Genomic DNA, 26433 nt, shown 5'->3' with positions numbered 1-26433 from the left:
CGGGTTCCTCAGACCGGCTTCATCGCCTCCAACTGTCCGTACGGGAAAGGGGTGGAGCGAGGGGTTTTGGGGCTGGTATGCGCTCCGCCTCAAGCGTGGTGATGAGCCTGCGGGCCCGGTGGGTGGTTGCGCAGTTCCCCGCGCCCCTTAGGGGCGTGGCGCCGCGCCCCCTCGTACTGGGCCAGCCCCTCCATCACCAACTCCGCGTTGGACAGCGCCCGTTGCCCGTCCGGCAGGAACAGCGTGTCCTCCAGGCCGATCCGCGTCGCGAGCCCGAGGCGTCCGGCGAGCCGGAGGACCGGCCAGGCGCCGCCCTCCTCGCCGTGCAGCAGGACGGGACGGCCGTGAGTGGTGGCCACGCGCTCCGCCGGAAGCCGGGTGGTGACCTGCGGGCCCGGTGGGGGCTGGTCGCGCCCACGCGGCGGAGCCGCATATGTCACGGCCCCGCGCCCCTTGCGGGGCGGGGTGACGGGCCCCATTCCCAGTGCGGCCAGTAGCTCCCGGGCCGAGTGCTCCGCCGTGTCGGGGTCCGGGTCCGTGACCTCCGCGAGGACGCGCAGGACCCGTGGGCCGAGTGGTGACGCCGCGAACCGTGCGGCTCCGTCCGTGCCCGACCAGATGCCTGCCTCCACGTCCACGCCCCGCTCCAGGAGTGCGGCGGCGACCTGCTCGGCACCCGGTTCGTGCCAGTTGACCGAGGCGTGGTCGGGCAGGACGATCCACTCGCGGACCCGGGCGACCCGGGCCGCGGGGTCGGGCTCGGCCCAGGCGCCGGTGGTCACGCCGACGGGGACGGCGACCCGGGAACGTATTTCCTCCAGCGTCGCTGCAACCGCTTTCGGCGACAGCGTGTCCTCCCCACAGGGGGACTTGGGATGTACATGCACGTCCGACGCCCCGGCCGCGACGGCCTCCGCCGCGGAGTCGGCCATCGCCCCCGGCGACAACGGCACGAGAGCGCCGTCACCGGACCCGCGTCCCCCGTTCACACACACCTGCACCATGTCCCCGATGGTGCCAGGCGCCACTGACAACCGGAGACCGAAGGAGGAACAGGCGATGAGCCTGGCCATCTGCTCGCTCAAGTGGGAAGCCGCGCACACGGGGGCGCAGAAGATCACGTACGACAGCGACGGGTACCACCTCGTGCGCTTCCCGTACGTCACGGGGGAGGAGCAGTACGACCCCTGGAACATGCACGACCCGGCGAAGGGCGGCGACAGCGCGTCGAAGTTCCCCGACGCCCGCTCGGGCCTGATCTGGCCCAGTCACGACGGCTGGGGCGTACTGTCCGCGATGGTCTTCTGGGAGGCGGACTCCCGCGGACTCGAATACCGGGCGCGCTACGTCCGGGACCCGCTGAACCTCTCGACGGGCTACAACTCGACGGCCACGACCGACATCGCACCCACCCGCGGCGGCCAGTACCGCACCTACATGTGGCAGATGTTCGTCCACCCTCAGACGCCGCTCGGCCTGAAGATCTCCGTGCGCGGTGCGGGAGACGTGAAGGTCTCCACACCGCTGATGCTCGCCGAGTTCAAGCTCGCCATCCACACCGACGTCAAGACGCCGTAGCCGATCGCCCGGGGGTGCGGTTCCGCCGACGCACCCCCGGTACGCCTAGCTCGCCACCGACACCAACAGACGCCCTCTTCTGGCTTCTGCCAGGGCCTCGGGCGTGAGAACCGGCCGCGGGACCACGATCCCGCAGGCCGTGCAGACCGGGCCCGTGGACGGTTCGTGGGCCAGGTCGTACTTCCAGGTGAGGCGCTCGCCCGAGCAGACCGGGCAGACGGTGCCCGGCTCGCGCTCCAGGGCGGCGATCAGCCGGCGCAGCACCTCGGCCATCGGCTCATGGGGGTGGACCCGCGGGTCGTCGCACCAGGCGACCCCGAAGCCGCCCCAGGTGAGCCGGTGCCAGTCGTCCACGCTGCCGGGGCTGCGCAGACCGTCGTGCTTCTCCTTCTTGCGGCGCTGTGCGAACTCGACCTCGTAGGCGAGCCATACGGAGCGCGCCTCCTCCAGTTCGTCCAGTGCGGCCACGAGCCGCGCTGGATCGGGGGACCGGTCCTCGGGGCCGAACCCGGCCCGGGAGCACAGATGGTCCCAGGTCGCCCGGTGACCGTAAGGAGCGAACCTCTCAAGGCACTTGCGCAGTGAATAGCGCCGCAGTGCCAGATCGCTCCTCGGGTCGCGCACCTGTCTCGCCAGACTCCGAAAGCCGGCCATCGCCCTGCACCTCCGTCACACCTGCACCTGTACTTCGGTCACTTCGGCGTCGTCGAAAGGACGTCGCCGAATAGACGTATCGACACGCGATTCGGCTCCATCTGTTTTTCGGCGACCGATAAAAAGCCGCCAATCGGACGATTTCGGACCGTCCATCAGACGGTTCTCGGCCGTCCACCGTCTGCTTCTCGCCGTCGGCCGGTACGGCCGGCGGTGCGTCGGGGATCCTCCGGCCCCGCCGACGCCAAAAGTGACGCATGTTCATCTTCAAACGCGGGGATACCGGCGGTAACGTCCGGCACACCCCCGTCGCGAGGAGCCAGCCATGCCCCGGCGTACCCCACGCACCATCCTCGACAGACAGAGAACTCCCCGCAGATTCACCAAGTTCCTCAAGGGCGCATCCATATGCGCACTCGTTGCCGGTCTTTTGTCACCGCTTTCCCAGACGGCCGCCGCGCAGTCCGCCCCGGCGGCGGCCGCCGCGGCCGCGAACGACTACTGCGGCGGCCGGTGTTCGGACATCCTCCCGGCGGGCCAGAACGGCAACGCGACCCTCGCCGAGATCCTCCTGAACCAGGCCTTCGACACCCAGCCCGCACACGCGGACGACCAGCTCGCGCCCTACGGCAACCTCGCGTCGGGCTACTCCGGGCTCACCGACGCCAAGATCAACGACTTCTTCAGGGACGCCTCGTTCGGGGTCCCCGCCGACCAGGTCGAGTCGACCCTGAAGCCCGCCGGACGCACCGACGTCACGATCGTCCGCGACAAGAAGACCGGTGTGCCGCACATCACAGGCACCACGCGTTACGGCACGGAGTTCGGCGCCGGATACGCGGCCGCCCAGGACCGGCTCTGGCTGATGGACGTCTTCCGGCACGTCGGACGCGGCAAGCTGACCCCCTTCGCCGGCGGCGCGCCCTCCAACCAGGGCCTTGAGCAGGAGTTCTGGCGCCACGCCCCCTACACCGAGGCCGATCTCCAGGCCCAGATCGACAACGCCGTCGCCACGAACGGCGCCCGCGGCCAGCAGGCCCTCGCCGACGTCAAGGCCTACATCGCAGGCATCAACGCCTACATCGACGCCTCCGACAGCGGCCGCTACTTCCCCGGCGAGTACGTCCTGACCGGCCACAAGGACTCGATCACCAACGCCGGAACCATCGAGCACTTCAAGGAGACCGACCTGGTCGCCCTCGCCTCCGTCATCGGTGCGCTCTTCGGCTCCGGAGGCGGCGGCGAGGTCAACAACGCCATCTCGCTCCTCGCCGCCCAGTCCAAGTACGGCGTGGAGGAGGGCACCAAGGTCTGGGAGTCCTTCCGCGAGCGCAACGACCCCGAGGCCGTCCTCACCGTCCACAACGGCGAGAGTTTCCCGTACGCGACCAAGCCGGCCGACCCCCAGGGCGAGGCCCTGCCCGCCGCGGGCTCGGTGGCCCAGGAGCCCCTGGTCTACGACCGCACCGGCAGCGCGGCCACCGCCACGGCCACCGGGACCTCCGCCTCGGCGACGGCGAGCGCCCTCAGCTCGGCGAAGCGCGGCATGTCCAACGCCCTCGTGGTGAGCGGCAAGAGCACGGCGAGCGGCAACCCGATCGCCGTCTTCGGACCGCAGACCGGCTATTTCGCGCCACAGCTGCTGATGCTGCAGGAGATCCAGGGCCCCGGCCTCAGCGCCCGCGGCGCCTCCTTCGCGGGCCTGAGCATGTACGTCGAACTCGGCCGCGGCCAGGACTACGCGTGGAGCGCCACGACCTCAGGCCAGGACATCATCGACACCTACGCGGTCGAGCTGTGCCAGGACGACACCCACTACCTCTACCGCGGCACCTGCACCGCCATGGACAAGGTCGAGCAGACCAACGCCTGGAAGCCCACCACCGCCGACGGCACCGCGGCCGGCTCGTACCGCATGCAGGTCTGGCGCACCAAGTACGGCCCGGTGACGCACCGCGCCACGGTCGACGGCAAACGGGTCGCGTACACCACCCTGCGCTCCTCCTACATGCACGAGGCCGACTCGATCATCGGCTTCCAGATGCTCAACGACCCGGACTACGTGAAGAGCCCGCAGACCTTCCAGTCGGCGGTGCAGCACATCAACTACACGTTCAACTGGTTCTACGCCGACTCGCAGCACACCGCGTACTACAACAGCGGTGACAACCCGGTCCGCGCCAACGGTGTCGACGCCGAGTTCCCGGTCTGGGCGCAGCCCGCGTACGAGTGGAAGAACTGGACGCCGACGACGAACACCGCCGACTACACACCGGCGTCCGCCCACCCCAACTCCATCGACCAGGACTACTACATCTCCTGGAACAACAAACAGGCCAAGGACTACACGACGGCTCCCTGGGGCAACGGCTCCGTCCACCGCGGCAACCTCCTGGAGGACCGGGTGAAGAAACTGGTCACCGCGGGCGGAGTCACCAGGGCCTCGCTCACCAAGGCGATGGCCGACGCGGCGCTGGCCGACCTGCGCGCCGAGGACGTACTGCCCAAGTTGCTGAAGGTGGTGAACAGTCAGCCGGTCACCGACACTGCGGCAGCGGCGGCCGTGACGAAGCTGTCCGACTGGGTGACGGCCGGCGCCAAGCGCAAGGAGACCTCGGCCGGTTCGAAGGCGTACGCCAACGCCGAGGCGATCCGCATCCTGGACGCCTGGTGGCCGCTGCTGGTGAAGGCCGAGTTCGAACCCGGCCTCGGCAGTGAGCTCTACACCGCCATGACCAACAACCTCCCCGTGGACGAGCCCCCGTCGGCCGGACACGGGCCCACCGGCTCGCACGCCGGAAGCTCCTTCCAGTACGGCTGGTGGAGCTACGTCCACAAGGACATCCGGGCGGTGCTCGGCGAGACCGTGGAGGGCGGACTCGCCAAGCCGTACTGCGGCGGCGGCAGCCTCGGCGCCTGCCGGACCATCCTGATCAACACCCTCAAGGAGGCCGCGGCGAAGACCGCCGCCCAGGTCTACCCGGGCGACGACCTCTGCTCGGCCGGCGACCAGTGGTGCGCCGACTCGGTCAACCACCGCACGCTGGGCGGCATCAAGCACAACAAGATCAGCTGGCAGAACCGGCCGACCTACCAGCAGGTCGTGGAGTTCGCCTCACACCGGTGACGACAGGCACCAGCAGGCGGCGGGTCACCGGATACGGCCCGCCGCCAGCACCACCTGGGCCAGCTCCCGGTGACAGATGTCGCTGTGGGCCCCCGACGGGGCCCCGCCGCGCTTCACCACCGCGGACGCGTCGATGTTCACGCACCCCGACACGGGCAACTTCGCCCGCAGCGCGTCCGCGAGCTTGAACGCCTTGGTGCCCGTCACCGCCTGCACCCCGTCGAACCCCAACGCCCCCCACTTGCTGCCCAGAAGACGCGGAAGCCGGAGGTCGGCGGCGGAATTGCTGTCGCCCGCCATCCGGGAGGCCATCGGGTAGATCGTCCCGAGCGCCGAGTCGAAGCGCGAGAAGCAGCAGACCAACGGGCCGTCGACACGGTCCTGTTGACCCTGCAGAACGCCCTTGCCCCGCGCGTCGTGCGGCAGCCGCGCCGCGAACGCGTAGTGGGAGAAGGCCGCTTGGAGCAGGGTCACCGACTTCACGTTCCGCACACCCTTGGGCAGCCCGCGCAGCGCGAACGACACCAGGCGCCCGCCGAAGCTGTGCCCCACGAGATGCACCCGCAGCCCGGGAGCCACCTGCGCGAGCCGCCCGACCAACGGACCAAGACCGCGCTCACCGACCGTGCCCGCGCGCCGCTTCATGGCGAAGTACGTTGCCTGCCGCAGCAGTTCATGCGCACCGTCCCAGACCCGGGGGAGCCCGAACGAGGCCTGGACCCCCTCGGCCCCGGCCCCGGTCCCGGTCCCGACTCCGACCGCGAGCTCGCCGTCGGCGCCGGCCCGTTCCTCCGCCAGCGCCCGCGCGAACTCCCGGCACATCTCCGCCGTGTCCCCGAGGAACATCTCCGGGTCGCACTGCGGCCCGGCCTCCGCCAGGGTGTCCGCGGCGAACGCCGTCCCCGGTGCCTCGGGGTGCAGCTCGACGAGGAGCCGTACGAGCCGCCCGTACTCCTCCAACGCGGCTTCCTCGTCCGGCTGTTGGTCGAGCATGCGGGCGATCTGGTCGACCAGGGTGGCCCGGCCGGGGAAGACCTCCAGCAGACCGCCGCGGGTGCCCTTGTCCAGAGCCGGTCCCACGGTCGCCGCCGTCACCGTCCGCTCGAAGTCGGGGATCGGCTCGTCCGAGAACCGCATCGACGGCCACACCACGCCCACGAACCCGAGCCGGGCGCTCGGCGCGAGCCCGGGGAACGGTTCGAAGAACCGGCTGTAGAGCCGTGTCGCCCCCGACCGGTCGCTGTTCCAGCCGTGCGCGAACACGATCAGATCCTTGACGCCCCGCTCCGGCGCCTCCTTCAGCAGCCGGTCGCGCTGCCCCGCGTTCACATCCCCGTCCGCGTCGAACGTCAGCTCCCAGTAGGGAGTCACACCCACTTCCGGCTCCGCCATGACGAGCCCCCTTCGGCCCCCGTACCCGCTCATTCGGGGGCATCGTCCCGCCGGGGAAGGGAGTTGGCCATACGCCACGTGCGGTTCGACCGGCCCGAACTCATTTCTCAGCGATAGAGGAGGTACTTCCCGCGCATCCGGCGGAAGGCCGCCAGCTCGCCCTGCCAGGCCGCCACGACCTCGTCGGCACCCGCGCCCGCGTCGATCATCGTGCGGACCTGCGTGGAGCCCGTCAGCTTGTCGATCCAGTTGTCGGGGCGCCAGGCGAAGCCGCTCCACACCTTCTTGGCGGTCACCAGCAGCGCGATCCCGGTGCGTACGGGGTCGTACGCGGCCCGGTCGTGGACATGGATCTGTACGCCCCCGACGGTCTTCCCCTGGAACTTCGAGAAGGTCGGTGCGAAGTACGCCTCCCTGAAGTGCACACCGGGCAGCCCGAGTTGCCCCGCCTCGGCGGCCCACCGCCGGTCGATGCCCTCGGCGCCCAGCAGCTCGAACGGGCGGGTCGTGCCGCGCCCCTCCGACAGGTTCGTCCCCTCGAAGAGACACGTCCCCGAGTACACGAGCGCGGTGTCCGGCGTCGGCATGTTGGGGCTCGGCGGCACCCAGGGGAGACCCGAGGCGTCGTAGAAGTCCGACCGCTTCCAGCCCGACATCAGCACGGTGTCCAGCGGAACCGGCGCCGCGAGGAACTCCTTGTTGAACAGCCGCGCCAGCTCCGCCACCGTCATCCCGTGCGCCTGCGCGATCGGCTCCCGGCCCACGAAGGTCGCGAACTCCTTGTGCAGCACGGGCCCCTGTGCGCTCCGGCCGGTCACCGGGTTCGGCCGGTCGAGCACCACGAAACGCTTCCCGGCGAGCCGGGCCGCCTCCATGCAGTCGTACAGCGTCCAGATGTACGTGTAGAAGCGGGCGCCCGCGTCCTGGATGTCGAAGACGACGGTGTCCACACCGGAGGCCGTGAAGATGTCGGCCAGCGGCTGCCCGCTCTTCAGATACGTGTCGTAGACGGGGAGGCCGGTCGCCGGGTCGTCGTAGCGGCCCTCGGAGCCGCCGGCCTGGGCGGTGCCCCGGAAGCCGTGCTCGGGGCCGAAGACGGCCACCAGGTTCACCCGGTCGTCCGCGTGCATGACGTCGACGATGTGGCGGACGTCCCTGGTGATGCCGGTCGGGTTGGTGACGATCCCTGCACGTTCGCCTTCGAGGAGGGTGTAGCCGTCCGCGGCCAGACGTTCGAAGCCGGTCCGCAGGCGGCGGGCGCCCTTCGGTTCCCGGGCGGCCGAGGCCGCGGCGGTGGCGGGCGGGTTCGCCGAGAACGCCGCCGCGGCGGTCGTGGCGGCGAGGAGACTCCGTCTGGACAGGCGGCGCATGTGTGACCTCCGTTGCTGACGCGGAAGGCTGGCAGAAGCACGCTAAGGGCTCCGCCGGTGGTTCGTAAGCTGCGGGTGTGTTGTGGCTCGTCGCGCCCACACGGCGGAGCCGCAGATCGACACAGCCCCGCACCCCTTACGGGGCGCATACCGACCGGTTAGTCTGATGGTCGAGCAGAGCCGAATCTCGTCGCGTCGAAGGAGACCGAAGGTGGAAGCCGTGCAGGGTGCCGGAGTGGTCGTGACGGGGGCCGGAGGGGGCATCGGGGCCGCGCTGGCGCGGCGGTTCGCTGCCGAAGGGGCCCGGGTCGTCGTCAATGACCTGGACGCCGGGAAGGCGAAGGCCGTTGCCGAGGAGATCGGGGCGGTCGCCGTTCCGGGGGACGCCTCCGCGATCGTGGCCGAGGCGCGGGACGCCCTCGGGGGCACGGTCGACGTCTACTGCGCCAACGCCGGGCTCGGCTCCGGAGGGTCGGAGGCGGCTCCGGAACAGGTGTGGGAGCTCGCCTGGGACGTGAACGTGATGGCCCACGTCCGTGCGGCCAACGAACTGCTCCCCGCCTGGCTGGAGCGCGGCAGCGGCCGTTTCGTCTCCACGATCTCGGCGGCCGGACTGCTCACCATGGTCGGCGCGGCCCCGTACAGCGTCACCAAGCACGGCGCGTACGCCTTCGCCGAGTGGCTCTCCCTCACGTACCGCCACCGCGGTCTGAAGGTCCACGCGATCTGTCCGCAGGGCGTCCGCACCGACATGCTCGCGAGCACCGGCAGCGCGGGCGACCTCGTGCTCAAGCCCACCGCCATCGAGCCCGAGGACGTCGCGGACGCCCTCTTCGCCGGGATCGAGGAGGACCGCTTCCTGATCCTGCCGCACCCCGAGGTCGCCGACTACTACCGGGCGCGGGCCGGTGACCCCGACCGCTGGCTGACGAGCATGAACCACATCCAGCAGAAGTGGGAGGCGGACGGCCGGTGACCACCTCCCTGTACGCGGCGCAGCCGTGGCTCGCGCTCCTGAACGACGCCCAGCGCGGGCCCATAAGCCCCGTCGACTCGCCCGTGCACGCCCTGCGACGGGCCGTCGCCGAGGCCCCCGACACCACCTTCCTCGCCTACTTCGACGGACGGCTCACCTACCGCGAGGTCGACGAGCTGAGCGACTCCGTCGCCGGACACCTCGCCGCCCGCGGCCTGGAGCGCGGCGACCGGGTCGCCGTCCTGCTGCAGAACTCCCCGCTCTTCGTCCTCGCCGTCCTCGGCGCCTGGAAGGCCGGCGCGACCGTCCTGCCCGTCAACCCCATGTACAAGTCGGGGGAGGTCACCCACGTCCTGCGGGACGGCGAGGTCGCCGCGCTGATCTGCTCCGACCGCGCCTGGGAGTCGTACCTGCGCGAGACGGCCGCCGACTCGCCCGTACGCATCGTGCTGACCGGCTGCGAACTGGATCTGCAGACGCGGGGCGACGCACGCGTGCTGAACTTCGAGCGGCTGCCCCAGGCGCCGGACGCCGACGATCTGGTGACTGTCGCGAAGGCCGGTCACCGGGCCCCCGAGGGCCGCGACCCCCGCCCCTCGGACGTGGCGCTGATCAGCTACACCTCGGGCACCAGCGGCGCCCCCAAGGGAGCCACCAACACGCACGCCAACATCATGTACAACGCCGAGCGGCAGCGGACCGGCCTCGCGCTGCCCGAGACGCCCGTGTACTTCGCGATGGCGCCGCTGTTCCACATCACCGGGATGGTCTGCCAGTTCGCCGCGTGCCTCAACAGCGCGGGCACGCTCGTCCTCGCGTACCGCTTCGAGGCGGGTGTCGTCCTCGACGCGTTCGCCGAGCACCGGCCCCACTACACGGTGGGCCCCTCGACCGCCTTCATGGCACTGGCCGCCCATCCGTCCGTCACACCGGACCACTTCTCCTCCTTCGTGAACATCTCCTCCGGCGGCGCGCCCGTGCCGCCCGCGCTCGTCGAGAAGTTCCGGGCGGGCTTCGGGCCGTACATCCGCAACGGCTACGGACTCACCGAGTGCACCGCGCCCTGCGCCTCCGTGCCTCCCGGTCGCGAGGCCCCCGTCGACCCGGTCTCCGGGACGCTGGCCGTCGGTCTGCCGGGGCCCGACACGGTCGTCCGGATCGTCGACGACCAGGGCGCGGAGGTGCCCTTCGGAGAGCAGGGCGAGATCCTCGTACGCGGTCCGCAGGTCGTGCCCGGCTACTGGCGCCGGCCCGAGGCCACCGCGGAGACCTTCCCGGACGGCGAGCTGCGCACCGGCGACATCGGCTTCATGGACGTGGACGGCTGGCTCTACGTGGTCGACCGCAAGAAGGACATGATCAACGCGTCCGGCTTCAAGGTGTGGCCGCGCGAGGTCGAGGACGTCCTCTACACCCACCCCGCGGTCCGTGAGGCGGCTGTCGTCGGGGTGCCCGACGGATACCGCGGCGAGACCGTCAAGGCCTACATCAGCCTCCGGCCGGGCGCCGAAGAGGACCCCGCCGCACTCGCCGCATACTGCAAGGAGAGACTGGCCGCCTACAAATACCCGCGTCAGGTCGAGATCCTGCCCGACTTGCCGAAGACGGCAAGTGGGAAGATCCTCCGTCGGGAGCTGCGTTCCCGGTCGCAGGACGGTCATTAGACGGCCGTCGGGTGGCCGGTGGACGACCGGCGGACCACGCATACAGAACTGCACATAGAACACTGGAAGGCAGGTGGCGGCAGTGCCCAGGACGACGGACGGGGACGGCACGCCCGTCCCGCGGCGGCTCTTGGCGGCCGCCACCCGGCTCTTCGCCGAGCGCGGCTACGACCGCACCTCGGTCCAGGAGATCGTCGAGGCGGCCGGTGTCACCAAGGGGGCGCTGTACCACTACTTCGGCTCCAAGGACGACCTGCTCCACGAGGTGTACGCGCGTGTGCTGCGGGTTCAGCAGGAGCGGCTGGACGCCTTCGCCGACGCGGACGCACCGGTGGAGGAGCGGTTGCGGGGGGCCGCCGCCGATGTCGTCGTCACGACGATCGACAACCTCGATGACGCGGCGATCTTCTTTCGCTCCATGCACCACCTGAGTCCCGAGAAGAACAAGCAGGTGCGGGCCGAGCGGCGGCGGTACCACGAGCGGTTTCGTGCGCTGATCGAGGAGGGGCAGGAGGCGGGGGTCTTCTCGAAGGCGACCCCGGCGGATCTTGTTGTTGACTACCACTTCGGGTCCGTGCACCACTTGTCCACGTGGTACCGCCCCGACGGCCCGCTCCCTCCGCAGGAGGTCGCCGACCATTTGGCGGACCTGCTGCTGCGGGCGCTCAGACCATAGCCAGGGGGGCTCCGAGCCTTTTTTCGCCCCCGCCGCCCCTTTTCGGGGGCCAGCCCCCGAACCCCCGCTCCTCAAACGCCGGAGGGGCTAAATACTTCGCAGCCCGGGCCGACACATCCAGCCCGTCCGGCGTTTGAGGACGAGGCCGTTCAGGCCGATCAGCGGGGGTCTGGGGGCGGCAGCCCCCAGGGGACGGGACGGGTAGGGGCGGCGGGGGCGAGGAAAACCCCCGCACCCGGCGGGTCAGACGTACCGCTTCAGTTCCCGGCGTGCCAGTGACCGCTGGTGGACCTCGTCCGGCCCGTCGGCCAGCTTCAGGGTGCGGGCGCCGGCCCAGAGTTCGGCGAGGGGGAAGTCCTGGCTGACCCCGCCCGCGCCGTGCAACTGGACCGCCTTGTCGATGATGTCGACGACCGTACGAGGCGTGGCGATCTTGATGGCCTGGATCTCGGTGTGGGCACCCTTGTTGCCGACTGTGTCCATCATCCAGGCCGTCTTGAGGACGAGCAGACGCAACTGCTCAACCGCCACCCGCGCGTCCGCGATCCAGTTGTGGACGACCCCCTGCTGGGCCAGCGACTTGCCGAACGCCGTACGCGACACCGCCCGCCGGCACATCAGCTCGATCGCCCGCTCGGCCATGCCGATCAGCCGCATGCAGTGGTGGATCCGGCCGGGGCCGAGCCGCGCCTGCGCGATGGCGAAGCCGCCGCCCTCCTCGCCGATGAGGTTCGAGGCCGGAACCCGCGCCCCGTGGAAGACCACCTCGGCGTGACCGCCGTGGGAGTGGTCCTCGTAGCCGTAGACCTGCATCGCGCGCTTCACCTCGACACCGGGAGTGTCACGCGGCACCAGCACCATCGACTGCTGGCGGCGGATGTCCGACCCGTCAGGATCCGTCTTGCCCATCACGATGAAGATCTTGCAGTCCGGGTTCATCGCCCCGGAGATGTACCACTTGCGGCCCGTGACGACGTACTCGTCGCCTTCCCGCTCGATCAGCGTCGTGATGTTCGTGGCGTCGGACGAGGCCACCTCGGGCTCGGTCATCGTGAACGCCGAACGGATCTCACCGGCGAGCAGCGGCTCCAGCCACTGCTTCTTCTGCTGGTCGTCGCCGAACTGGGCGAGCACCTCCATGTTGCCGGTGTCCGGCGCCGCGCAGTTCAGCGCGGTCGGCGCCAACTGCGGGGAACGGCCGGTGATTTCGGCGAGCGGCGCGTACTGGAGGTTCGTCAGCCCGGCCCCGTGCTCGGAGTCGGGGAGGAAGAGGTTCCACAGGCCCTGGCGGCGGGCCTCGGCCTTCAACTCCTCGACCACGACCGGAGTGTCCCACGGCGAGGCGAGCTGCTCGCGCTGCTCGTGAGCGACGGCCTCCGCCGGATAGACGTACTCGTCCATGAAGGCGAGAAGCTTGGTGCGCAGTTCCTCGGTGCGTGCGTCGAATGCGAAGTCCATGGCCGGTCAGCCTTCCTGAAGAGTGGTCAGGCCGTGCTCGATGAAGACGGGGACCAGGTCGCCGATGCGGTCGAAGCCCGCGCCGACGGTCTGGCCGAGTGTGTAGCGGTAGTGGATGCCCTCCAGGATCACGGCGAGCTTGAACCACGCGAACGCCGTGTACCAGGCGACGGCGGACACGTCGCGCCCCGAGCGCGCGGCGTACCGCTCGATCAGCTCGGCCGGCTCCGGATGCCCGGCGGCCGTGGCCGTCGTGGAGACCGGTGAGTCGGGCATCCCGAGCGGGATGCTGTACATCACCAGCAGCCCCAGGTCGGTGAGCGGATCGCCCAGCGTGGACATCTCCCAGTCGAGGATCGCCTTGATCTCGTCGTCCTCGCCGATCAGCACGTTGTCGAGGCGGTAGTCGCCGTGCACGACCGTGGGCGTGGGGGAGTTGGGCAGCTCGCGGCCAAGGGCGGCGTGCAGCTCGTCGATCCCGGCCAGGTCACGGTTGCGGGAGGCGTCCAACTGCTTGCCCCAGCGGCGCAGTTGCCTGTCGAGGAAGCCCTCGGGGCGGCCGAAGTCGGCCAGGCCCACCTCGGCCGGGTCCACCGCGTGCAGCTCGACCAGCGTGTCCACCAGGCCGAGTACCGCGCCGCGTGTGCGCTCCGGGCCGAGCGGGGCCAGTTGTTCGGCGGTCCGGTAGGGCGTGCCCTCCACGAAGTCCATGACGTAGAACGGCGCGCCCAGCACCTCCACGTCCTCGCACAGCAGGCGCGTGCGCGGCACGGGGACCGCCGTCGGGTGCAGTGCGCTGATCACCCGGTGCTCGCGCTTCATGTCGTGCGCAGTCGCCAGGACGTGGCCCAGCGGGGGCCGGCGTACGACCCACTTCGAGGTGCCGTCCGTCACCGCGTACGTGAGGTTCGACCGTCCGCCCTCGATCAGCCGGCCGGTCAACGGGCCGTCGACCAGTCCGGACCGCTCGCTGTCGAGCAGGCCGCGCAGCCGGTCGAGATCGAGACCTGGCGGGTGGTCTGAACTCATCGTGTTTCCTCCGTACGCCGGAAATCTGGGCTCCCCCACATGATGCCGACCGGTCGGTATGCAGTCCAGTGCGGGGGCGAAACGTGATGGGCGTCTCGGTCGCGAAGAACCCCCCGAGTCGTCGTCGGCGACTCGGGGGGTTCTTTTTCCGTGCCCGGCGGTCGCCTAGTGGTCGTCCCAGTGCCCGTCGTGGCGGGCGTGGCGATGACCGTCATGAACGTAGTCCACGTGGTCGCCGTGCGTCACGGCCGGGTGTCCGCAGTCCTTGCCGTGCTCGTGGCTGTGCGCCTCGTGGGCGACGTGCCCGCCCGGCTCGCACTCGTCCCAGTGTCCCGAGTGCTGCCGATGCAGATGCCCGTCGTGCGCGTAGTCGACGTGGTCGCCGTGCGGCACCTCGGCGTGCCCGCAGTCCGGGCCGTGGGCGTGCTCGTGGGCGGTGTGTTCCTGGTGGAGGGTGGTCATGGTGCTCACCTTCGGAGGAGGTGCGGAGTGTGACGCCGGTCAGGCTAGCCACATGAAAGCCAACATATCCGCCCAAAGTAGTGCGTGTGTTGTCCGGATACCTCGGAGGGGCGAGCGGGTGGGGCGCCTCAGAGGACCAGGGCCACCGCGCACGCCGCCAGCGCGACCGTGCAGAGCGTGGCGGCGCCGGCGTGCCTCGGTGTGAGCGTTGTGGGTTCCCCGCCCTCGGCCAGTACGCGGATCCTCCTGTGTGCCACGGTAAGGAATCCCAGCCACAGCACGCAGGAGAGTGCGGCTACCGCGATGGCCGCCGCGTCCGTCCCGTCGTTCAGTGCCGCCTTCGCTGCCAGCACCGTCGCGACGGTCCCCGCCAGGGTCGTACGCCGCCATGCCAACCGCGTACGTTCCGGCTGCAGGCCGGGGTCCCGGTCGTCCCCCGTGCTCCGGTGGGGCTGCATCACCCCTCCCACCCGAACAGCACGACCACGATCATGGCGATGGCGACGATGGCCACGCCGATGCTCAGCAGTGCCGGAAACCGCGACACCGGCAGGTCCTCGCCCCGTCGCATCGCCTGCTCGCACCGCACCCAGTGGTTCACGGCCCGCAGCGCGCACAGCACCCCGGCGGCGAGCAGCCCGAGCGCCAGCCCGGCCCGCCAGGCCCAGCGCAGGTCCGGCAGGAACTGGTCCACGGCGAAGCCGCCGCCGATCAGTGCGAGAGAGGTTCGCAGCCAGGCCAGGAACGTCCGCTCGTTGGCCAGCGAGAAGCGGTAGTCCGGTGTGCGGCCGTCTTCCTTGATCCGCTCAGGTGCGAACCACAACTGGATGTTCCGCCTGAATTCGATCACCTGTAGGACCTTACCCATGGCCGGGGTGTCGCCTGTTGTCGGTGGGTGGTGGGGCGGGGCCGTGCCGGTATGTCACGTTCGCGACTGCGGGGCATACTGCCCTGAGTGTTGTCGGTGGGCGTTTCCAGCGGGAGCCGTATGTCGCGAACGTTGACATACCGGCACGGCCCCGCCCCGCTTGCGTCGGCGGCTTGCGGTCCGGTGGCGGGGGGATGGACACCCCGGCCGGCCCTCGCTCAGTGAAATTCAGTCCTGCTCCCGCAAAGTCTGCAGTCGCGAATATGCGGTCAGGCCGTCCGGTACCCATTCCCATTCGGTCAGGCGTCGGCGTACCTCCGGTTCCGGCAGGAAGTCGTGCCAGGCGACCTCCTCCGGTTGAGGTTCCACCGGCAGTTCGCAGAGCACCTCGTACACCGCCGACCACCAGGACTTTCCGGCTCCGTCCTCGTACAGGAACTTGAAGAGGAAGGTCGGGTGGGGGAGGCCGGAGACGCCGAGTTCCTCTTCGGCCTCCCGGAGCGCCGCTTCGTCGTACGTTTCGCCCGCGCCGACCACTCCGCCCACGAACATGTCGTACAGGGAGGGGAAAACCAGCTTGGTCGGTGTGCGGCGGTGGACGAACAGGCGACCTTGCGTATCTCTGACCTGGATGAAGGCGCAGCGGTGTCGCATGCCGTGTGCGTATACGTCCCCGCGTCTGGCCTGCCCCACGACCTCGTCGTGTTCGTCGACGACGTCGAGGATCTCGTCGGCGGAACTCATACCTGGACCCGGACTCGTTCCTTGGGTGTCGCGCCGCTCGGCATCGCGGGATGCATGCCCAGCAGCACCACTCCGACCACGATGCCGGCGAGGCCCAGGACCTCCCAGGTCAGAGCACCCACGTCGGTGCGCAGGCGGTCCCCCAGGAAGCCCACCCCGCATGCGATACCGGCGAGCGGCTGCGCGGCGGTGAGTGCGGGCAGCGACATGCGGAGGGGTGCCGTCTCGAACGCGCTCTGGACCAGTACGAGTCCTGTGATGCCGAGTGCCACGACCCCGTAGACCTGCCATCCCGTGGCGAGCGCGATCCATCCGCCGTCGGAGAAACGCTGGCCGCTCACCCGGGTGAGGGCGTCCTGGACGCCGTAGAGAAGTCCGGCCGCCGCTCCGAGCAGTACGGGTCCTGCGCTCAGGAGGGAGCGTTTTGCGTATGTGGTGAGCAGGAGGGCCAGGCCGAGCACTGTGCCGATGATCAGCCACTGGCGGAACGGGTCCGTGCGGGCGTCGCCGCCCTGTGGCTGGCCGGCCACGATGAACGCCGTTACGCCGCCTGCGAGCAGGAGGAGTCCGGCCCAGCCCTGTCGTCCGAGCGGCTGCCGGGTCTGGCGGCGGGAGAGTACGAGTGCAAATACCAGGTTCGTCGCGAGCAGCGGCTCGACGAGGGAGATCTCGCCGTTCGAGAGGGCGATCGCGCCGAGCACCATGCCGACGACCATCAGCCCGATGCCGCCCAGCCAGCGAGGCACCCGCACCAGGTCGAGGAGCAGGCGGGGGGAGAGGAAGTCGCCCAGCGGCGCGTGCGAGGCGGCGTTCTGCTGGAGGACGAAGCCGAAGCCGAGACAGCAGGCCGCGCCGATGGAGAGGAGGAGAACCAGGACCGACACGCTGCGTACCTCGGGGATTTCGGACGGTGGCGGGGCGGGGTGCGGGTATCGACCGACTGTAGCCCGAGTCCGTGAAACCCGGCAGTTGACTGGGTCACTCCGTTGCCCAAGGATCTGACCGACCAGTAACAAGGCCGAGGAGGACCTGCTCATGGCGTACGACGCAGATGTGATCGTGATCGGGGCGGGCCTCGCCGGGCTCGCGGCGACCGCGGAGCTCGTCGACGCGGGGCGCAAGGTGATCCTTCTCGACCAGGAGCCGGAGCAGTCGATCGGCGGCCAGGCGCACTGGTCGTTCGGCGGGCTCTTCTTCGTGGACTCTCCCGAGCAGCGCCGGATGCGTATCAAGGACAGTCACGCGCTGGCCCTCCAGGACTGGATGGGCACCGCGGGCTTCGACCGTCCGGAGGACCACTGGCCGCGGAAGTGGGCCGAGGCGTACGTCGACTTCGCGGCCGGTGAGAAGCGGTCCTGGCTGCACAAGCAGGGCGTTCGATGGTTTCCCGTGGTGGGGTGGGCCGAGCGGGGCGGATACGACGCCAATGGGCATGGCAATTCCGTGCCTCGGTTCCACATCACGTGGGGAACGGGGCCGGGGCTTGTCGCTCCTTTCGAGCGGCGGGTGCGGGCCGGGGTTGCCCGTGGGCTCGTACAGCTCAAGTTCCGGCACCGGGTCACCGGGCTGTCGCGGAGCGCGGGTGACATCGACACCGTGAGCGGTGAGGTGTTGGAGCCGTCGGACATCCTGCGGGGCCAGGCCAGTGGGCGCGCTGTTGCCGGCGCCTTTGAGTTCAGGGCTCAGGCCGTGATCGTCACGTCCGGAGGCATCGGCGGGAACCATGATCTTGTACGTGCCAACTGGCCCGAGCGGCTCGGTACTCCGCCCGAGCGGATGATCTCGGGTGTGCCCGCTCATGTGGATGGCGAGATGCTCGGCATCGCGGAGGGCACGGGTGCGCACCTCATCAACCGTGACCGTATGTGGCACTACACCGAGGGCATCCAGAACTGGAACCCCATCTGGGAGAAGCACGGCATCCGCATCCTGCCCGGGCCCTCGTCGTTGTGGCTGGACGCGCGGGGCAAGCGGCTGCCGGTCCCGCTCTTCCCCGGCTTCGACACCCTCGGCACGCTCGAACACATCATGAAGACCGGGTACGACTACACGTGGTTCGTGCTCGACCAGAAGATCATCGGCAAGGAGTTCGCGCTCTCGGGCTCCGAGCAGAACCCCGATCTGACGGGCAAATCCGTCAAGGGTGTCTTCCAGCGGGCGCGGGCCGATGTGCCGGGGCCGGTGCAGGCGTTCATGGACAAGGGCGTCGATTTCGTGGTGGAGAAGGATCTTGGTGCGCTGGTGCGGGGTATGAACGCGCTCACCAAGGAGTCGCTCATCGACGAGGCGGCGCTGCGGCAGGAGATCACCGCGCGGGACCGGGAGATCGCCAACCCGTTCACCAAGGACCTCCAGGTCACGGCCATCCGTGGAGCCCGCGCCTATCTCGGCGACAAGCTGATCCGGACGGCCACTCCGCACCGCATTCTCGACCCCAAGGCCGGGCCGCTCATCGCCGTACGGCTCAACATTCTGACCCGCAAGACGCTCGGCGGTCTGGAGACCGACCTCTCGTCCCAGGTGCTCACCGAGGGCGGTGACCCGCTGTCCGGGGTGTACGCGGCCGGGGAGGCGGCCGGGTTCGGCGGCGGCGGAGTGCACGGATACCGGTCCCTGGAAGGGACGTTCCTCGGTGGATGCCTGTTCTCGGGGCGTGCGGCGGGGCGTGCGGCGGCGAAGGCCGTCGGCTGACGGTGGGGTGACGGCGGCCTCAACTCGGGGCCGCCGACAGGTCGTTGACGCGTGTAAAGCACTGTCCGGGCTTGACGCGAACCATTGGCTGGGGGTTGGCTGTCCGTAATTGGCCCCTGACAGAATCCAACCTCCGGTAAATGTCAACCGGTTGCACAAAACGCCCACTGAATTACCGCGTCGTGTGAGGAAGTTCCGCGGTGTCTCCACCCCCACCACCCCTGGGACGCGGTCGCAAGCGCGCGGCCCAGGCCTTCGACGCCGCGCTCGACGACGCCGAACTCCTCGCCGCCCGCGCCGCGTTGGCCCAGGGCCGGTGGACAGCCGTACGCGGCCTGCTCGTCGAGACCGGCGACGACTGGGACCGCCGCGGGCATCGCGTCACCACCCTCGCGCAGGAGTCCAGCACCCAGGCCTGGGCCCGCGACTGGCTGGTCGCCGAACCCGAGTCGGGCGACGCCTCCGTGCTGCTCGCCCTCGCCACCGTGCAGCGCGCCCTGAACGGCAAGGACAAGCCCGCCCGGGCGCGCGAGGCCTGTCGCGTCGCGGCCGAACTGCTGCCCGCCGACCCCACGCCCTGGCTCGGGCTGCTGATGCTGGAGCGCGTGCTCGGCGGTGAGCAGGAGGTGGTCCAGCTCTTCGACGAGGTGCGGCACCGGTACGCCGACCACCACCACGCCCACCATCTGATGGTGGCCCGGCTCGCCGAGCGAAGACCGGACGTCGGGCAGGACCCGCTGCACGAGGTCTACGACTTCGCCACCTGGTCGGCCGAACAGGCGCCCGCCGACTCGCCGTTGGCCATCCTGCCGGTCGTCGCGCACGCCGAGCGCTATCGCGTCCTGGCCGCCGCCGGAATCGAGCCCGCCGATCCCGTGGCCTCCGGGCACTGGGTCGGGCGCCGGGCCCGCCAGGTGATGAAGGCGGCCTTCGACTGGTGGCTGGAGTGGGAGCGCGACGACCACCCGCGCAGCCAGATCGACCTCAACTTCCTTGCCCACGCCAAGTTCTGCGAGAGCCGGGGGGCTGAAGCGGCCGCCCTCTTCCATCGCATCGGACCGTACGCGACCCCGGTGCCGTGGTCGTATCCCGAACGCGACCCGCACAAAGCCTTCCGTGCCGCACGCGACAGCGTGCTCGGCACGGTCTGAACAAACGCCCACCCCACAGCCACCGGAACATCCGAAAGGACAACCCCGCCATGACGACGGGCAGTTCAAAAACCTCAAGTGCGTCGAGCACGAGCAGACAGGCCGCCGCCGACAGCGGCATCAGCACCTTCAAGGGGCAGGACCGCGCCCTGCGTTCCGACCGGCTCGGCACGGGGGGACTGCTGCTCTCCGTTCTCGCGGCGACCGCCCCCCTCATGGTGGTCGCAGGTGTCATGCCCACCACATTCGCGGTGATGGGCATCGTCGGCCAGCCGCTGCTCTTCGTCCTTCTCGGCATCGTGCTCGTCCTCTTCAGCGTCGGGTACGCCGAGATGAGCCGCCACGTCCACAACGCGGGCGCCTTCTACGCGTACATCTCCCGAGGGCTCGGCGGCACGGCCGGCTCGGGTGCCGCCGCGGTCGCGCTCGTCGCGTACAACGCGCTGCAGATCGGCATCTACGGCATCTTCGGCTTCGAGGTGTCCGGCCTCTTCGCCACCTACCTCGAAGTCGAAGTCGCCTGGTGGATACCGGCGTTGGTGGCCGCCCTCGTCGTCGGCGCGCTCGGCTGGCTGAAGATCGACGTGAACGCGCGAGTGCTCGGCGTACTGCTGGTCATCGAGGTCGCCCTTGTTGTTATTTTTGACATCGCGGCCGTCGCCGACCCCGCCAAGGAGGGCCTGTCGCTGCACGCCTTCAACCCCGACACCCTCTCCGGGGCCGGGCTCGGCACCGCCCTGTGCTTCTGCATCGCCGCGTTCCTCGGCTTCGAGCAGGCCCCCGTGTACGCGGAGGAGACCAGCCGCCCGCACATCCTGGTCCCGCGCGTGATGTTCCTCGCCATCGGCTTCGTCGCCGTCTTCTTCGCCATCAGCTCCTGGGCGCTGACCGTCGCCGCGGGGCCCTCCGCGATCGTGGGCACCTCCCAGAAGCAGAGCGCCGGACTGCTGTTCTTCCTCACCGACGAACGGCTCGGCGGGACGTTCACCGATGTGCTCCATGTGCTGTTCGTGACCGGCATGTTCGCGGCGATGCTCAGCTTCCACAACGTCGTCGCGCGGTACGCCTTCGCCATGGGCCGCGAGGGCCTGCTGCCCTCCGTCTTCGGCCGGACCACGGGAGCGAGCGGCGCGCCCGGCACCGGATCGCTGCTGCAGACCGTCATCGCCGTGGTGGTCGTCGGGGCGTTCGCCGTCGCCGACGACAAGCCGACCGGTGACCCGACCGCGCCCGTGCTGCAGCTCTTCACCTGGATGGGCAACGTCGGCGCACTCGGCGTGATCGTGCTGATGGCCGCGGCCTCGCTCTCCGTCGTCGTGTTCTTCGCCCGCCGGGGCGCCGCGGGAGCCCAGGCCTGGCGCCTCGCGGCCTCCGTGATCGCCGGTGTCTCGCTGCTCGTCATCGCCGTCTACACCGTCAAGGACTTCGACGTCCTCGTGGGCGCGGGCCCCGACTCCTCGCTGAGCTGGGTACTGCCCGGCATCATCGTGCTGGCCGCCGCGGCGGGCATCCTCCAGGGCCTCTTCCTGCGGGCCCGCAAGCCCGAGGCGCACGCCAGGATCGGGCTCGGCAACGAGGCGTTCCAACTGGAGAAGGCGGCCGAGGAGGACGTGTGAGCGGCTCCCGTCGCCCGGGCGTCCCACTGACGCCTCCCGCAGGCGGGTGTGCCGCGCTCCTGAGAAAGCCGTGAGAAGTGATTACGGAACTCTGACGGGCACCCTTGGCCCCTGGCATCCGGGGGCCGGGGGTGTTCGAATCAACAGGTGAACACGGAACAACCGACCGCGTCGGATCCGGAGGGGAGCGGCACCCCTGTGGGGCGGCGGCTCATGCTCGGGATGCTCGGACTGGGCGCACTGGGCGTGGCCGCCGCGCCCACGCTCCAGCGGGGCCTGGAGTCCTTCCTCGGCGGCGCCGCGGACAAGGACCCGACCGGACTGACCGGCCTGCTCCCCAACGGCGGCGGCTTCCGCTACTACTCGGTCGCCTCGTCCGTCCCGCACAAGAACGAGGACAACTACCGCCTCAGGATCGACGGCCTTGTCGACCACCCGGCCACGTACACACTGGCCGATCTGCGTGCCCTGCCGCAGACCCGGATGGTGCGTGACGTCCAGTGCGTCACGGGGTGGAGAGTGCCCGACACGCCCTTCGAAGGCGTACGGCTGTCCCAGCTGCTGGATGCCGCGGGGGTGCGGTCCTCGGCCGGGGCCGTGCGGTTCACGTGCTTCGACGGTGCGTACTCGGAGAGCCTGACCCTGGCCCAGGCCCGCCGCGCCGATGTCCTCGTGGCTCTGCGTATGCAGGACAAGGATCTGAACCATTCGCATGGTGGTCCTGTCCGTCTCTATGTCGCCCCTATGTACTTCTACAAGTCCGCGAAGTGGCTCTCCGGCATCACCCTCACCTCGGACGTCCGTCCCGGCTACTGGGAGGACCGGGGGTACGACGTGGACGCGTGGGTCGGCCGATCGAACGGGCGGGACGATGACGCGACCTGAGACCGAGGCCCCGGGGGCGCCCGACCGGGTGCCGGACACCGGGGAGCGCTTTGCGGGTTCGGTGCGGGTGCCGCGGTTCTCGCCCGCCGAGCGGTGGGTGCACCGGGTGACGGCGGTGTTGATGGGCGTGTGCGTGGCGACCGCGGCCTGTCTCTACCTGCCGCAGCTCGCCGAACTCGTCGGGCGGCGCGAGCTGGTTGTGCGGGTGCACGAGTGGTCGGGGCTGTTGCTGCCGGTGCCTGTCCTGGCCGGGCTCGTCTCACGGGCCTTCCGGAGGGACCTGCGGCTGCTCAATCGGTTCGGTGCGCACGATCGGGTCTGGCTGCGGTCGGCGCTTCGGCGTGATGCCCGGCCTCAGTCGCGGCCGGCCGGGAAGTTCAACGCCGGGCAGAAGGTGTACGCGGCGTGGATCGCCGGGGCCGTTCTCGTCATGCTCGGGACCGGGTTGTTGATGTGGTTCACGCATCTTGCGCCGCTCGTGTGGCGCACGAGTGCGACGTTCGTGCATGACTGGCTGGCCCTGGCCATCGGCATCGTTCTTGCGGGGCACATCGGGATGGCCATGGCCCGTCCGGAGGCCCGGCGGGGGCTCCGGACAGGGTCGGTCAGCAAGGAATGGGCGGAGGAGGAGCATCCGCTCTGGCGTCCCTAGCGGGGGCCTCCGGCGGTTGGGCGGCTTGGTGACGGTCGTTTGGCGGGTGCGGGTGAGTTGGGGCTTGTCGCGCCCCGCGGCGGAGCCGCATGTCGACACAGCCCCGTGCCCCTGAAGGGGCGCTGTTGCCCGACGAGTTGTCAGCCTTCAGGTGTGCCGAAGTCCAGGAGTACCTTGCAGGACTCCGCTCGGTTTGCCGCCAGGGTGAAGGCCGATTCCGCCTCGCCGAGCGGGACCACCGCGCTGACCAGGTGGTCGAAGCGGGGCTCTCGGGCGAGGAGGGTGAGTGCGTCGTCGAACTCCGTGTCGAAGCGGAAGGCTCCTCGGAGTTCGATCTCGCGGCTGACGACGAGGTTGCCCGCGAAGGGGGACTGACCCGGAGGCAGCATGCCGAGTTGGACCACGACCCCGCCACGGCGTACGAGGCGGAGGCAGGTGTCGAGGCCGGCGGCGACCCCCGAGGCCTCGATGGCCGTGTCCACCTCGGAGGGCCAGGTGGGAGCGGACGGGTCGTCCGCGCGCAGGGCATCGTCCGCCCCTGCCGCCACCGCGTACTCCAGGGCGCGCGGGAGCAGGTCCGTGACCGTGACCCGTGCGGCACCCGCCGCCTTCGCCGCCGCGACGACCAGGCAGCCGATGGGTCCTGCGCCGGTGACGAGTACGTGCTTGCCGCTCACGTCGCCGGCCCGTCGTACCGCGTGGAGAGCGACGGAGAGCGGCTCTGCCAACGCTGCCCGGAGCAGGGGGAGTCCGGCGGGAATCGGGCGCAACTGCTTGGCGGGTACGACGACTTGGGCCGCGAAACCGCCCTGGACGTGGGGCGTGCGGGCGGCGCTGCCGAGGTAGCGGGTGTCGCGGCACACGTTCCGGCGGCCGTCGGAACACTCCGGGCACACCCCGCAGGGCGTCGCGGGGTGCACGGCAACAGGCGTACCGGGGACAGGGCCTGACGTGCTGTCACCGTAGAGGAGTACCGTCCCGACGACCTCGTGGCCGAGGACCATCGGCTCGCGGAGGCGGAAGTCGCCCACGCCGCCGTGCCGCCAGTAGTGGAGGTCGGATCCGCACACCCCGCCGTACCGCACGGCCACGAGGGCCTCGCCGGGGCCGGGGGAGGGGACCGGGAGTTCGTCCACGCGCAGGTCGTTCTGGCCGTGGATCACGCAACCGAGCATCAGCACACACCCTTTCGGAGAACGCAGAGCACTTAGAGAACGCTGGTCATGCCGCCGTCGACGTACAGCACCTGTCCGCTGACGAAGTCCGCCGCGGGGGAGGAGAGGAACAGGACTCCGCCGACCAGGTCCTCCGTGCGGCCCCAGCGGCCGGCCGGGGTCCTTCGGCGGACCCAGGCGCTGAACTCCGGGTCGTCGACGAGGGGTTGGGTCAGTTCGGTCTCGATGTAGCCGGGGCCCAGGCCGTTCACCTGCACGCCGTGCGGCCCCCAGTCGGCGCACATGCCCTTCGTGAGCATCTTCAGCGCGCCCTTGGTGGCGGCGTACGGCGCGATCCCGGGCCGTACCACCTCGCTCTGCAGGGAGCAGATGTTGACGATCTTGCCGTGTCCGCGAGCGGTCATGCCGCGGGCGGCCTCGCGGCCCACGAGGAAGGCGCTGGTGAGGTTGGTGTTGAGGATGCGGTGCCAGTCGGCGTCGGCGAACTCCAGGAGCGGGGCCCGCAGTTGCATCCCGGCGTTGTTGACGAGGATGTCCAGCGGGCCCACCCGCTCCTCGACGTCCGCTATCCCGGCGGCCACCGACGGGCCGTCGGTCACGTCGAAGGCGGCGGTGTGGATCTCGCTGGGCAGTTCCGCGGCGGCCTTGGTGAGGCGTTCGGTGTCGCGGCCGTTGAGGACCACCGTGCAGCCGGCCTCGGCGAGTCCCCGGGCCAGCGCGAGGCCGATGCCCCGGCTGGACCCGGTGACCAGTGCCGTACGGCCGCTGATGTCGAAGAGAGGGTGAGTCATCGCCGTACTACTCCCGGGTTGCGAGCTAGATCACTAGGGACAGCAGGAGGACCAGGCCGCCGGCGACCACCGAGATGATGGTCTCCATGACCGACCAGGTCTTGATGGTCTGGCCGACGCTGAGGCCGAAGTACTCCTTGACCAGCCAGAACCCGGCGTCGTTCACGTGGGAGAAGAACAGTGAACCGGCGCCGATGGCCAGTACGAGCAGCGAGGCGTGCGTGGTCGACATGTCGGCCGCGAGCGGGGCCACGAGACCGGCCGCCGAGATGGTGGCGACGGTCGCGGAACCGGTCGCGAGCCGGATCGCCACCGCGATCAGCCAGGCGAGCAGCAGCGCGGGTATCGACCAGTCCTTGGAGATGTCCAGGATCATCTGGCCCACGCCGGAGTCGATCAGCGTCTGCTTGAAGCCGCCGCCCGCGCCGACGATCAGCAGGATGCCCGCGATCGGGCCGAGGGACTTCTCGACGGTCGAGGAGATCCGGTCCTTGGTGAACCCGGCCGCCCTGCCGAGGGTGAAGATGGCGACGAGCACGGCCGCGAGCAGGGCGATCAGCGGTGAGCCGATCACGTCGAAGACGCGCTGCACCATGTTCTCGGGGTCGTCGACGACGATGTCCACCAGCGCCTTGGCCAGCATCAGGACGACCGGCAGCAGCACGGTGGCGATGGTGACGCCGAAGCCGGGGCGCTTCTCCAGGTCCTCGGAGGCGCGCTGGGGAATCATCTTCTCCGGCGCCGGGACGTCCACCCAGCGGGCCGCGTACTTGGAGAAGACCGGGCCCGCGATGATCACGGTCGGGATGGCGACCAGGATGCCGAGGGCGAGGGTGACGCCGAGGTTCGCCTTGACCGCGTCGATCGCGACCAGCGGGCCGGGGTGCGGCGGGATCAGCCCGTGCATCACGGACAGGCCCGCGAGCGCCGGGATGCCGATGCGCATCAGCGAGTAGTTGCCGCGCTTGGCGACCATCAGGACGACCGGGATGAGCAGCACGATGCCGACCTCGAAGAACAGCGGCAGTCCGATCACCGAGGCGATCAGCACCATCGCCCACGGCATCGAACGTCCGCCCGCCTTGGCGAGGATCGTGTCGACGATCTGGTCGGCGCCGCCGGAGTCCGCGAGCAGCTTGCCGAGTATCGCGCCGAGCGCGATCAGGACGCCCACGCCGGCGACGGTCGAACCGAGACCGGCGGAGAAGCTGGTGATCGCCTTGTCGAGGGGCGCTCCGGCGAAGGCGCCGAGCGCCAGCGACCCGATGGTCAGCGCGAGGAAGGCGTGGAGCTTGAACTTGGTGATGAGCAGGACGATGACGGCGATGCCCGCCAGTACGGCGATGCCCAGCTGAGCGTGGCCCGCCGAGGTGATCGGCTCGACGGGGTCCGCTGCCAGCATCTCGACGCTGAGTCTGGTCACGGTGGTTTTCCTTGGGGGAGGGGAGGTCAGTGTGGGTCGAGAGGGAGACTG

The 26433-nt window shown here is 70.0% G+C and carries 24 protein-coding genes; 10 read left to right on the top strand and 14 right to left on the bottom strand.

The window, feature by feature from the left end; all coding sequences use genetic code 11:
• Positions 1-89 precede the first annotated feature (89 nt).
• The gene (locus ACZ5VQ_RS23640; protein ID WP_469106588.1) at positions 90-1004 is read right to left on the bottom strand and encodes a 3-keto-5-aminohexanoate cleavage protein; all 915 of its coding nucleotides are present in this window, start codon (positions 1002-1004) and stop codon (positions 90-92) included.
• A 55-nt stretch (positions 1005-1059) separates the two neighbouring features.
• Here ACZ5VQ_RS23640 and ACZ5VQ_RS23635 point away from each other — a divergent pair, with 55 nt between their 5' ends.
• Complete coding sequence (locus ACZ5VQ_RS23635; protein WP_469106587.1) at positions 1060-1578, top strand: hypothetical protein; 519 nt, start codon at positions 1060-1062, stop codon at positions 1576-1578.
• A gap of 45 nt (positions 1579-1623) precedes the next feature.
• On the opposite strand, the gene ACZ5VQ_RS23630 is transcribed toward ACZ5VQ_RS23635, so the two are convergent.
• The gene (locus ACZ5VQ_RS23630) at positions 1624-2232 is read right to left on the bottom strand and encodes a hypothetical protein (protein WP_189840104.1); all 609 of its coding nucleotides are present in this window, start codon (positions 2230-2232) and stop codon (positions 1624-1626) included.
• 325 nt (positions 2233-2557) lie between these two features.
• Here ACZ5VQ_RS23630 and ACZ5VQ_RS23625 point away from each other — a divergent pair, with 325 nt between their 5' ends.
• Entirely contained in the window at positions 2558-5359 is a 2802-nt protein-coding gene (locus ACZ5VQ_RS23625) for a penicillin acylase family protein (protein WP_469106586.1), read from the top strand.
• A 24-nt stretch (positions 5360-5383) separates the two neighbouring features.
• Here the strand turns inward: ACZ5VQ_RS23625 and ACZ5VQ_RS23620 are convergent, their stop codons facing one another.
• On the bottom strand, positions 5384-6751 hold the full coding sequence (locus ACZ5VQ_RS23620) for a serine-threonine protein kinase (protein ID WP_469106585.1): 1368 nt from the start codon (positions 6749-6751) through the stop codon (positions 5384-5386).
• Between the two features lie 107 nt (positions 6752-6858).
• Positions 6859-8121 carry an exo-beta-N-acetylmuramidase NamZ family protein gene (locus ACZ5VQ_RS23615; RefSeq protein ID WP_469106584.1) on the bottom strand — a complete coding sequence of 421 codons (1263 nt, stop codon included), beginning with the start codon at positions 8119-8121 and terminating at the stop codon, positions 6859-6861.
• Positions 8122-8287: 166 nt separating this feature from the next.
• Between ACZ5VQ_RS23615 and ACZ5VQ_RS23610 the strand changes: the two genes are divergently transcribed.
• The 3 genes from ACZ5VQ_RS23610 to ACZ5VQ_RS23600 all read left to right on the top strand — a co-directional run bounded on the left by ACZ5VQ_RS23610 (position 8288) and on the right by ACZ5VQ_RS23600 (position 11437).
• Positions 8288-9097: an SDR family oxidoreductase gene (locus ACZ5VQ_RS23610; protein WP_469106583.1), complete on the top strand. Its 810-nt coding sequence runs from the start codon at positions 8288-8290 to the stop codon at positions 9095-9097.
• Positions 9094-10761, top strand: coding sequence for a class I adenylate-forming enzyme family protein (locus tag ACZ5VQ_RS23605; protein ID WP_469106582.1), 1668 nt, complete (start codon positions 9094-9096; stop codon positions 10759-10761). Before ACZ5VQ_RS23610 ends, ACZ5VQ_RS23605 begins: the two co-directional genes overlap by 4 nt.
• Positions 10762-10843: 82 nt before the next feature.
• The gene (locus ACZ5VQ_RS23600; RefSeq protein WP_200399276.1) at positions 10844-11437 is read left to right on the top strand and encodes a TetR/AcrR family transcriptional regulator; all 594 of its coding nucleotides are present in this window, start codon (positions 10844-10846) and stop codon (positions 11435-11437) included.
• Between the two features lie 243 nt (positions 11438-11680).
• On the opposite strand, the gene ACZ5VQ_RS23595 is transcribed toward ACZ5VQ_RS23600, so the two are convergent.
• The 7 genes from ACZ5VQ_RS23595 to ACZ5VQ_RS23565 form a co-directional block, all read right to left on the bottom strand.
• Entirely contained in the window at positions 11681-12895 is a 1215-nt protein-coding gene (locus ACZ5VQ_RS23595) for an acyl-CoA dehydrogenase family protein (RefSeq protein ID WP_469106581.1), read from the bottom strand.
• 6 nt (positions 12896-12901) lie between these two features.
• On the bottom strand, positions 12902-13924 hold the full coding sequence (locus ACZ5VQ_RS23590) for a phosphotransferase family protein (RefSeq protein ID WP_469106580.1): 1023 nt from the start codon (positions 13922-13924) through the stop codon (positions 12902-12904).
• A gap of 165 nt (positions 13925-14089) precedes the next feature.
• The gene (locus ACZ5VQ_RS23585; RefSeq protein WP_469106579.1) at positions 14090-14386 is read right to left on the bottom strand and encodes a hypothetical protein; all 297 of its coding nucleotides are present in this window, start codon (positions 14384-14386) and stop codon (positions 14090-14092) included.
• A gap of 128 nt (positions 14387-14514) precedes the next feature.
• Positions 14515-14844: a DUF202 domain-containing protein gene (locus ACZ5VQ_RS23580; protein ID WP_469106578.1), complete on the bottom strand. Its 330-nt coding sequence runs from the start codon at positions 14842-14844 to the stop codon at positions 14515-14517.
• Positions 14844-15236, bottom strand: coding sequence for a YidH family protein (locus ACZ5VQ_RS23575; protein WP_362077570.1), 393 nt, complete (start codon positions 15234-15236; stop codon positions 14844-14846). Before ACZ5VQ_RS23575 ends, ACZ5VQ_RS23580 begins: the two co-directional genes overlap by 1 nt.
• Before the next feature lie 246 nt (positions 15237-15482).
• Positions 15483-15998, bottom strand: coding sequence for an NUDIX hydrolase (locus ACZ5VQ_RS23570; protein ID WP_469106577.1), 516 nt, complete (start codon positions 15996-15998; stop codon positions 15483-15485).
• Positions 15995-16882: a DMT family transporter gene (locus ACZ5VQ_RS23565; protein WP_469106576.1), complete on the bottom strand. Its 888-nt coding sequence runs from the start codon at positions 16880-16882 to the stop codon at positions 15995-15997. The genes ACZ5VQ_RS23570 and ACZ5VQ_RS23565 overlap by 4 nt, the downstream gene beginning before the upstream one ends.
• Before the next feature lie 151 nt (positions 16883-17033).
• Between ACZ5VQ_RS23565 and ACZ5VQ_RS23560 the strand changes: the two genes are divergently transcribed.
• The 5 genes from ACZ5VQ_RS23560 to ACZ5VQ_RS23540 all read left to right on the top strand — a co-directional run bounded on the left by ACZ5VQ_RS23560 (position 17034) and on the right by ACZ5VQ_RS23540 (position 22993).
• On the top strand, positions 17034-18689 hold the full coding sequence (locus ACZ5VQ_RS23560; RefSeq protein ID WP_469106575.1) for an FAD-binding dehydrogenase: 1656 nt from the start codon (positions 17034-17036) through the stop codon (positions 18687-18689).
• 200 nt (positions 18690-18889) lie between these two features.
• On the top strand, positions 18890-19840 hold the full coding sequence (locus ACZ5VQ_RS23555) for a tetratricopeptide repeat protein (protein WP_469106574.1): 951 nt from the start codon (positions 18890-18892) through the stop codon (positions 19838-19840).
• A 50-nt stretch (positions 19841-19890) separates the two neighbouring features.
• Positions 19891-21456 carry an APC family permease gene (locus tag ACZ5VQ_RS23550; RefSeq protein ID WP_469106573.1) on the top strand — a complete coding sequence of 522 codons (1566 nt, stop codon included), beginning with the start codon at positions 19891-19893 and terminating at the stop codon, positions 21454-21456.
• A gap of 147 nt (positions 21457-21603) precedes the next feature.
• The gene (locus tag ACZ5VQ_RS23545; RefSeq protein WP_469106572.1) at positions 21604-22341 is read left to right on the top strand and encodes a molybdopterin-dependent oxidoreductase; all 738 of its coding nucleotides are present in this window, start codon (positions 21604-21606) and stop codon (positions 22339-22341) included.
• A complete protein-coding gene (locus ACZ5VQ_RS23540) occupies positions 22328-22993 on the top strand; it encodes a cytochrome b/b6 domain-containing protein (RefSeq protein WP_469106571.1) in 666 nt (221 codons plus the stop codon). Before ACZ5VQ_RS23545 ends, ACZ5VQ_RS23540 begins: the two co-directional genes overlap by 14 nt.
• Positions 22994-23133: 140 nt before the next feature.
• Here ACZ5VQ_RS23540 and ACZ5VQ_RS23535 read toward each other — a convergent pair whose 3' ends face one another.
• Genes ACZ5VQ_RS23535 through ACZ5VQ_RS23525 form a run of 3 tightly spaced genes read right to left on the bottom strand, consistent with a single transcriptional unit; the run spans position 23134 to position 26382 of the window.
• Positions 23134-24168, bottom strand: a complete 1035-nt coding sequence (locus ACZ5VQ_RS23535) for an L-idonate 5-dehydrogenase (RefSeq protein WP_469106570.1) — start codon at positions 24166-24168, stop codon at positions 23134-23136.
• Positions 24169-24200: 32 nt separating this feature from the next.
• A complete protein-coding gene (locus ACZ5VQ_RS23530; protein ID WP_469106569.1) occupies positions 24201-24959 on the bottom strand; it encodes an SDR family oxidoreductase in 759 nt (252 codons plus the stop codon).
• 25 nt (positions 24960-24984) lie between these two features.
• Positions 24985-26382 carry a GntT/GntP/DsdX family permease gene (locus ACZ5VQ_RS23525; protein WP_362077596.1) on the bottom strand — a complete coding sequence of 466 codons (1398 nt, stop codon included), beginning with the start codon at positions 26380-26382 and terminating at the stop codon, positions 24985-24987.
• Positions 26383-26433 lie beyond the last annotated feature (51 nt).

The organism is Streptomyces sp. NPDC033178, assembly GCF_055577685.1.
Note: the sequence above shows the minus strand (reverse complement) of the source record. Positions and strands in the feature narration are given on the sequence as shown.

Excerpts from the sequence above, each read along its gene's own strand:
- ACZ5VQ_RS23640 (WP_469106588.1), bottom strand. The coding sequence starts at position 1,004 with ATGGTGCAGGTGTGTGTGAACGGGGGACGCGGGTCCGGTGACGGCGCT.
- ACZ5VQ_RS23635 (WP_469106587.1), top strand. The coding sequence starts at position 1,060 with ATGAGCCTGGCCATCTGCTCGCTCAAGTGGGAAGCCGCGCACACGGGG.
- ACZ5VQ_RS23630 (WP_189840104.1), bottom strand. The coding sequence starts at position 2,232 with ATGGCCGGCTTTCGGAGTCTGGCGAGACAGGTGCGCGACCCGAGGAGC.
- ACZ5VQ_RS23625 (WP_469106586.1), top strand. The coding sequence starts at position 2,558 with ATGCCCCGGCGTACCCCACGCACCATCCTCGACAGACAGAGAACTCCC.
- ACZ5VQ_RS23620 (WP_469106585.1), bottom strand. The coding sequence starts at position 6,751 with ATGGCGGAGCCGGAAGTGGGTGTGACTCCCTACTGGGAGCTGACGTTC.
- ACZ5VQ_RS23615 (WP_469106584.1), bottom strand. The coding sequence starts at position 8,121 with ATGCGCCGCCTGTCCAGACGGAGTCTCCTCGCCGCCACGACCGCCGCG.
- ACZ5VQ_RS23610 (WP_469106583.1), top strand. The coding sequence starts at position 8,288 with ATGGTCGAGCAGAGCCGAATCTCGTCGCGTCGAAGGAGACCGAAGGTG.
- ACZ5VQ_RS23595 (WP_469106581.1), bottom strand. The coding sequence starts at position 12,895 with ATGGACTTCGCATTCGACGCACGCACCGAGGAACTGCGCACCAAGCTT.
- ACZ5VQ_RS23590 (WP_469106580.1), bottom strand. The coding sequence starts at position 13,924 with ATGAGTTCAGACCACCCGCCAGGTCTCGATCTCGACCGGCTGCGCGGC.
- ACZ5VQ_RS23585 (WP_469106579.1), bottom strand. The coding sequence starts at position 14,386 with ATGACCACCCTCCACCAGGAACACACCGCCCACGAGCACGCCCACGGC.
- ACZ5VQ_RS23580 (WP_469106578.1), bottom strand. The coding sequence starts at position 14,844 with ATGCAGCCCCACCGGAGCACGGGGGACGACCGGGACCCCGGCCTGCAG.
- ACZ5VQ_RS23570 (WP_469106577.1), bottom strand. The coding sequence starts at position 15,998 with ATGAGTTCCGCCGACGAGATCCTCGACGTCGTCGACGAACACGACGAG.
- ACZ5VQ_RS23560 (WP_469106575.1), top strand. The coding sequence starts at position 17,034 with ATGGCGTACGACGCAGATGTGATCGTGATCGGGGCGGGCCTCGCCGGG.
- ACZ5VQ_RS23550 (WP_469106573.1), top strand. The coding sequence starts at position 19,891 with ATGACGACGGGCAGTTCAAAAACCTCAAGTGCGTCGAGCACGAGCAGA.
- ACZ5VQ_RS23540 (WP_469106571.1), top strand. The coding sequence starts at position 22,328 with ATGACGCGACCTGAGACCGAGGCCCCGGGGGCGCCCGACCGGGTGCCG.
- ACZ5VQ_RS23535 (WP_469106570.1), bottom strand. The coding sequence starts at position 24,168 with ATGCTCGGTTGCGTGATCCACGGCCAGAACGACCTGCGCGTGGACGAA.
- ACZ5VQ_RS23530 (WP_469106569.1), bottom strand. The coding sequence starts at position 24,959 with ATGACTCACCCTCTCTTCGACATCAGCGGCCGTACGGCACTGGTCACC.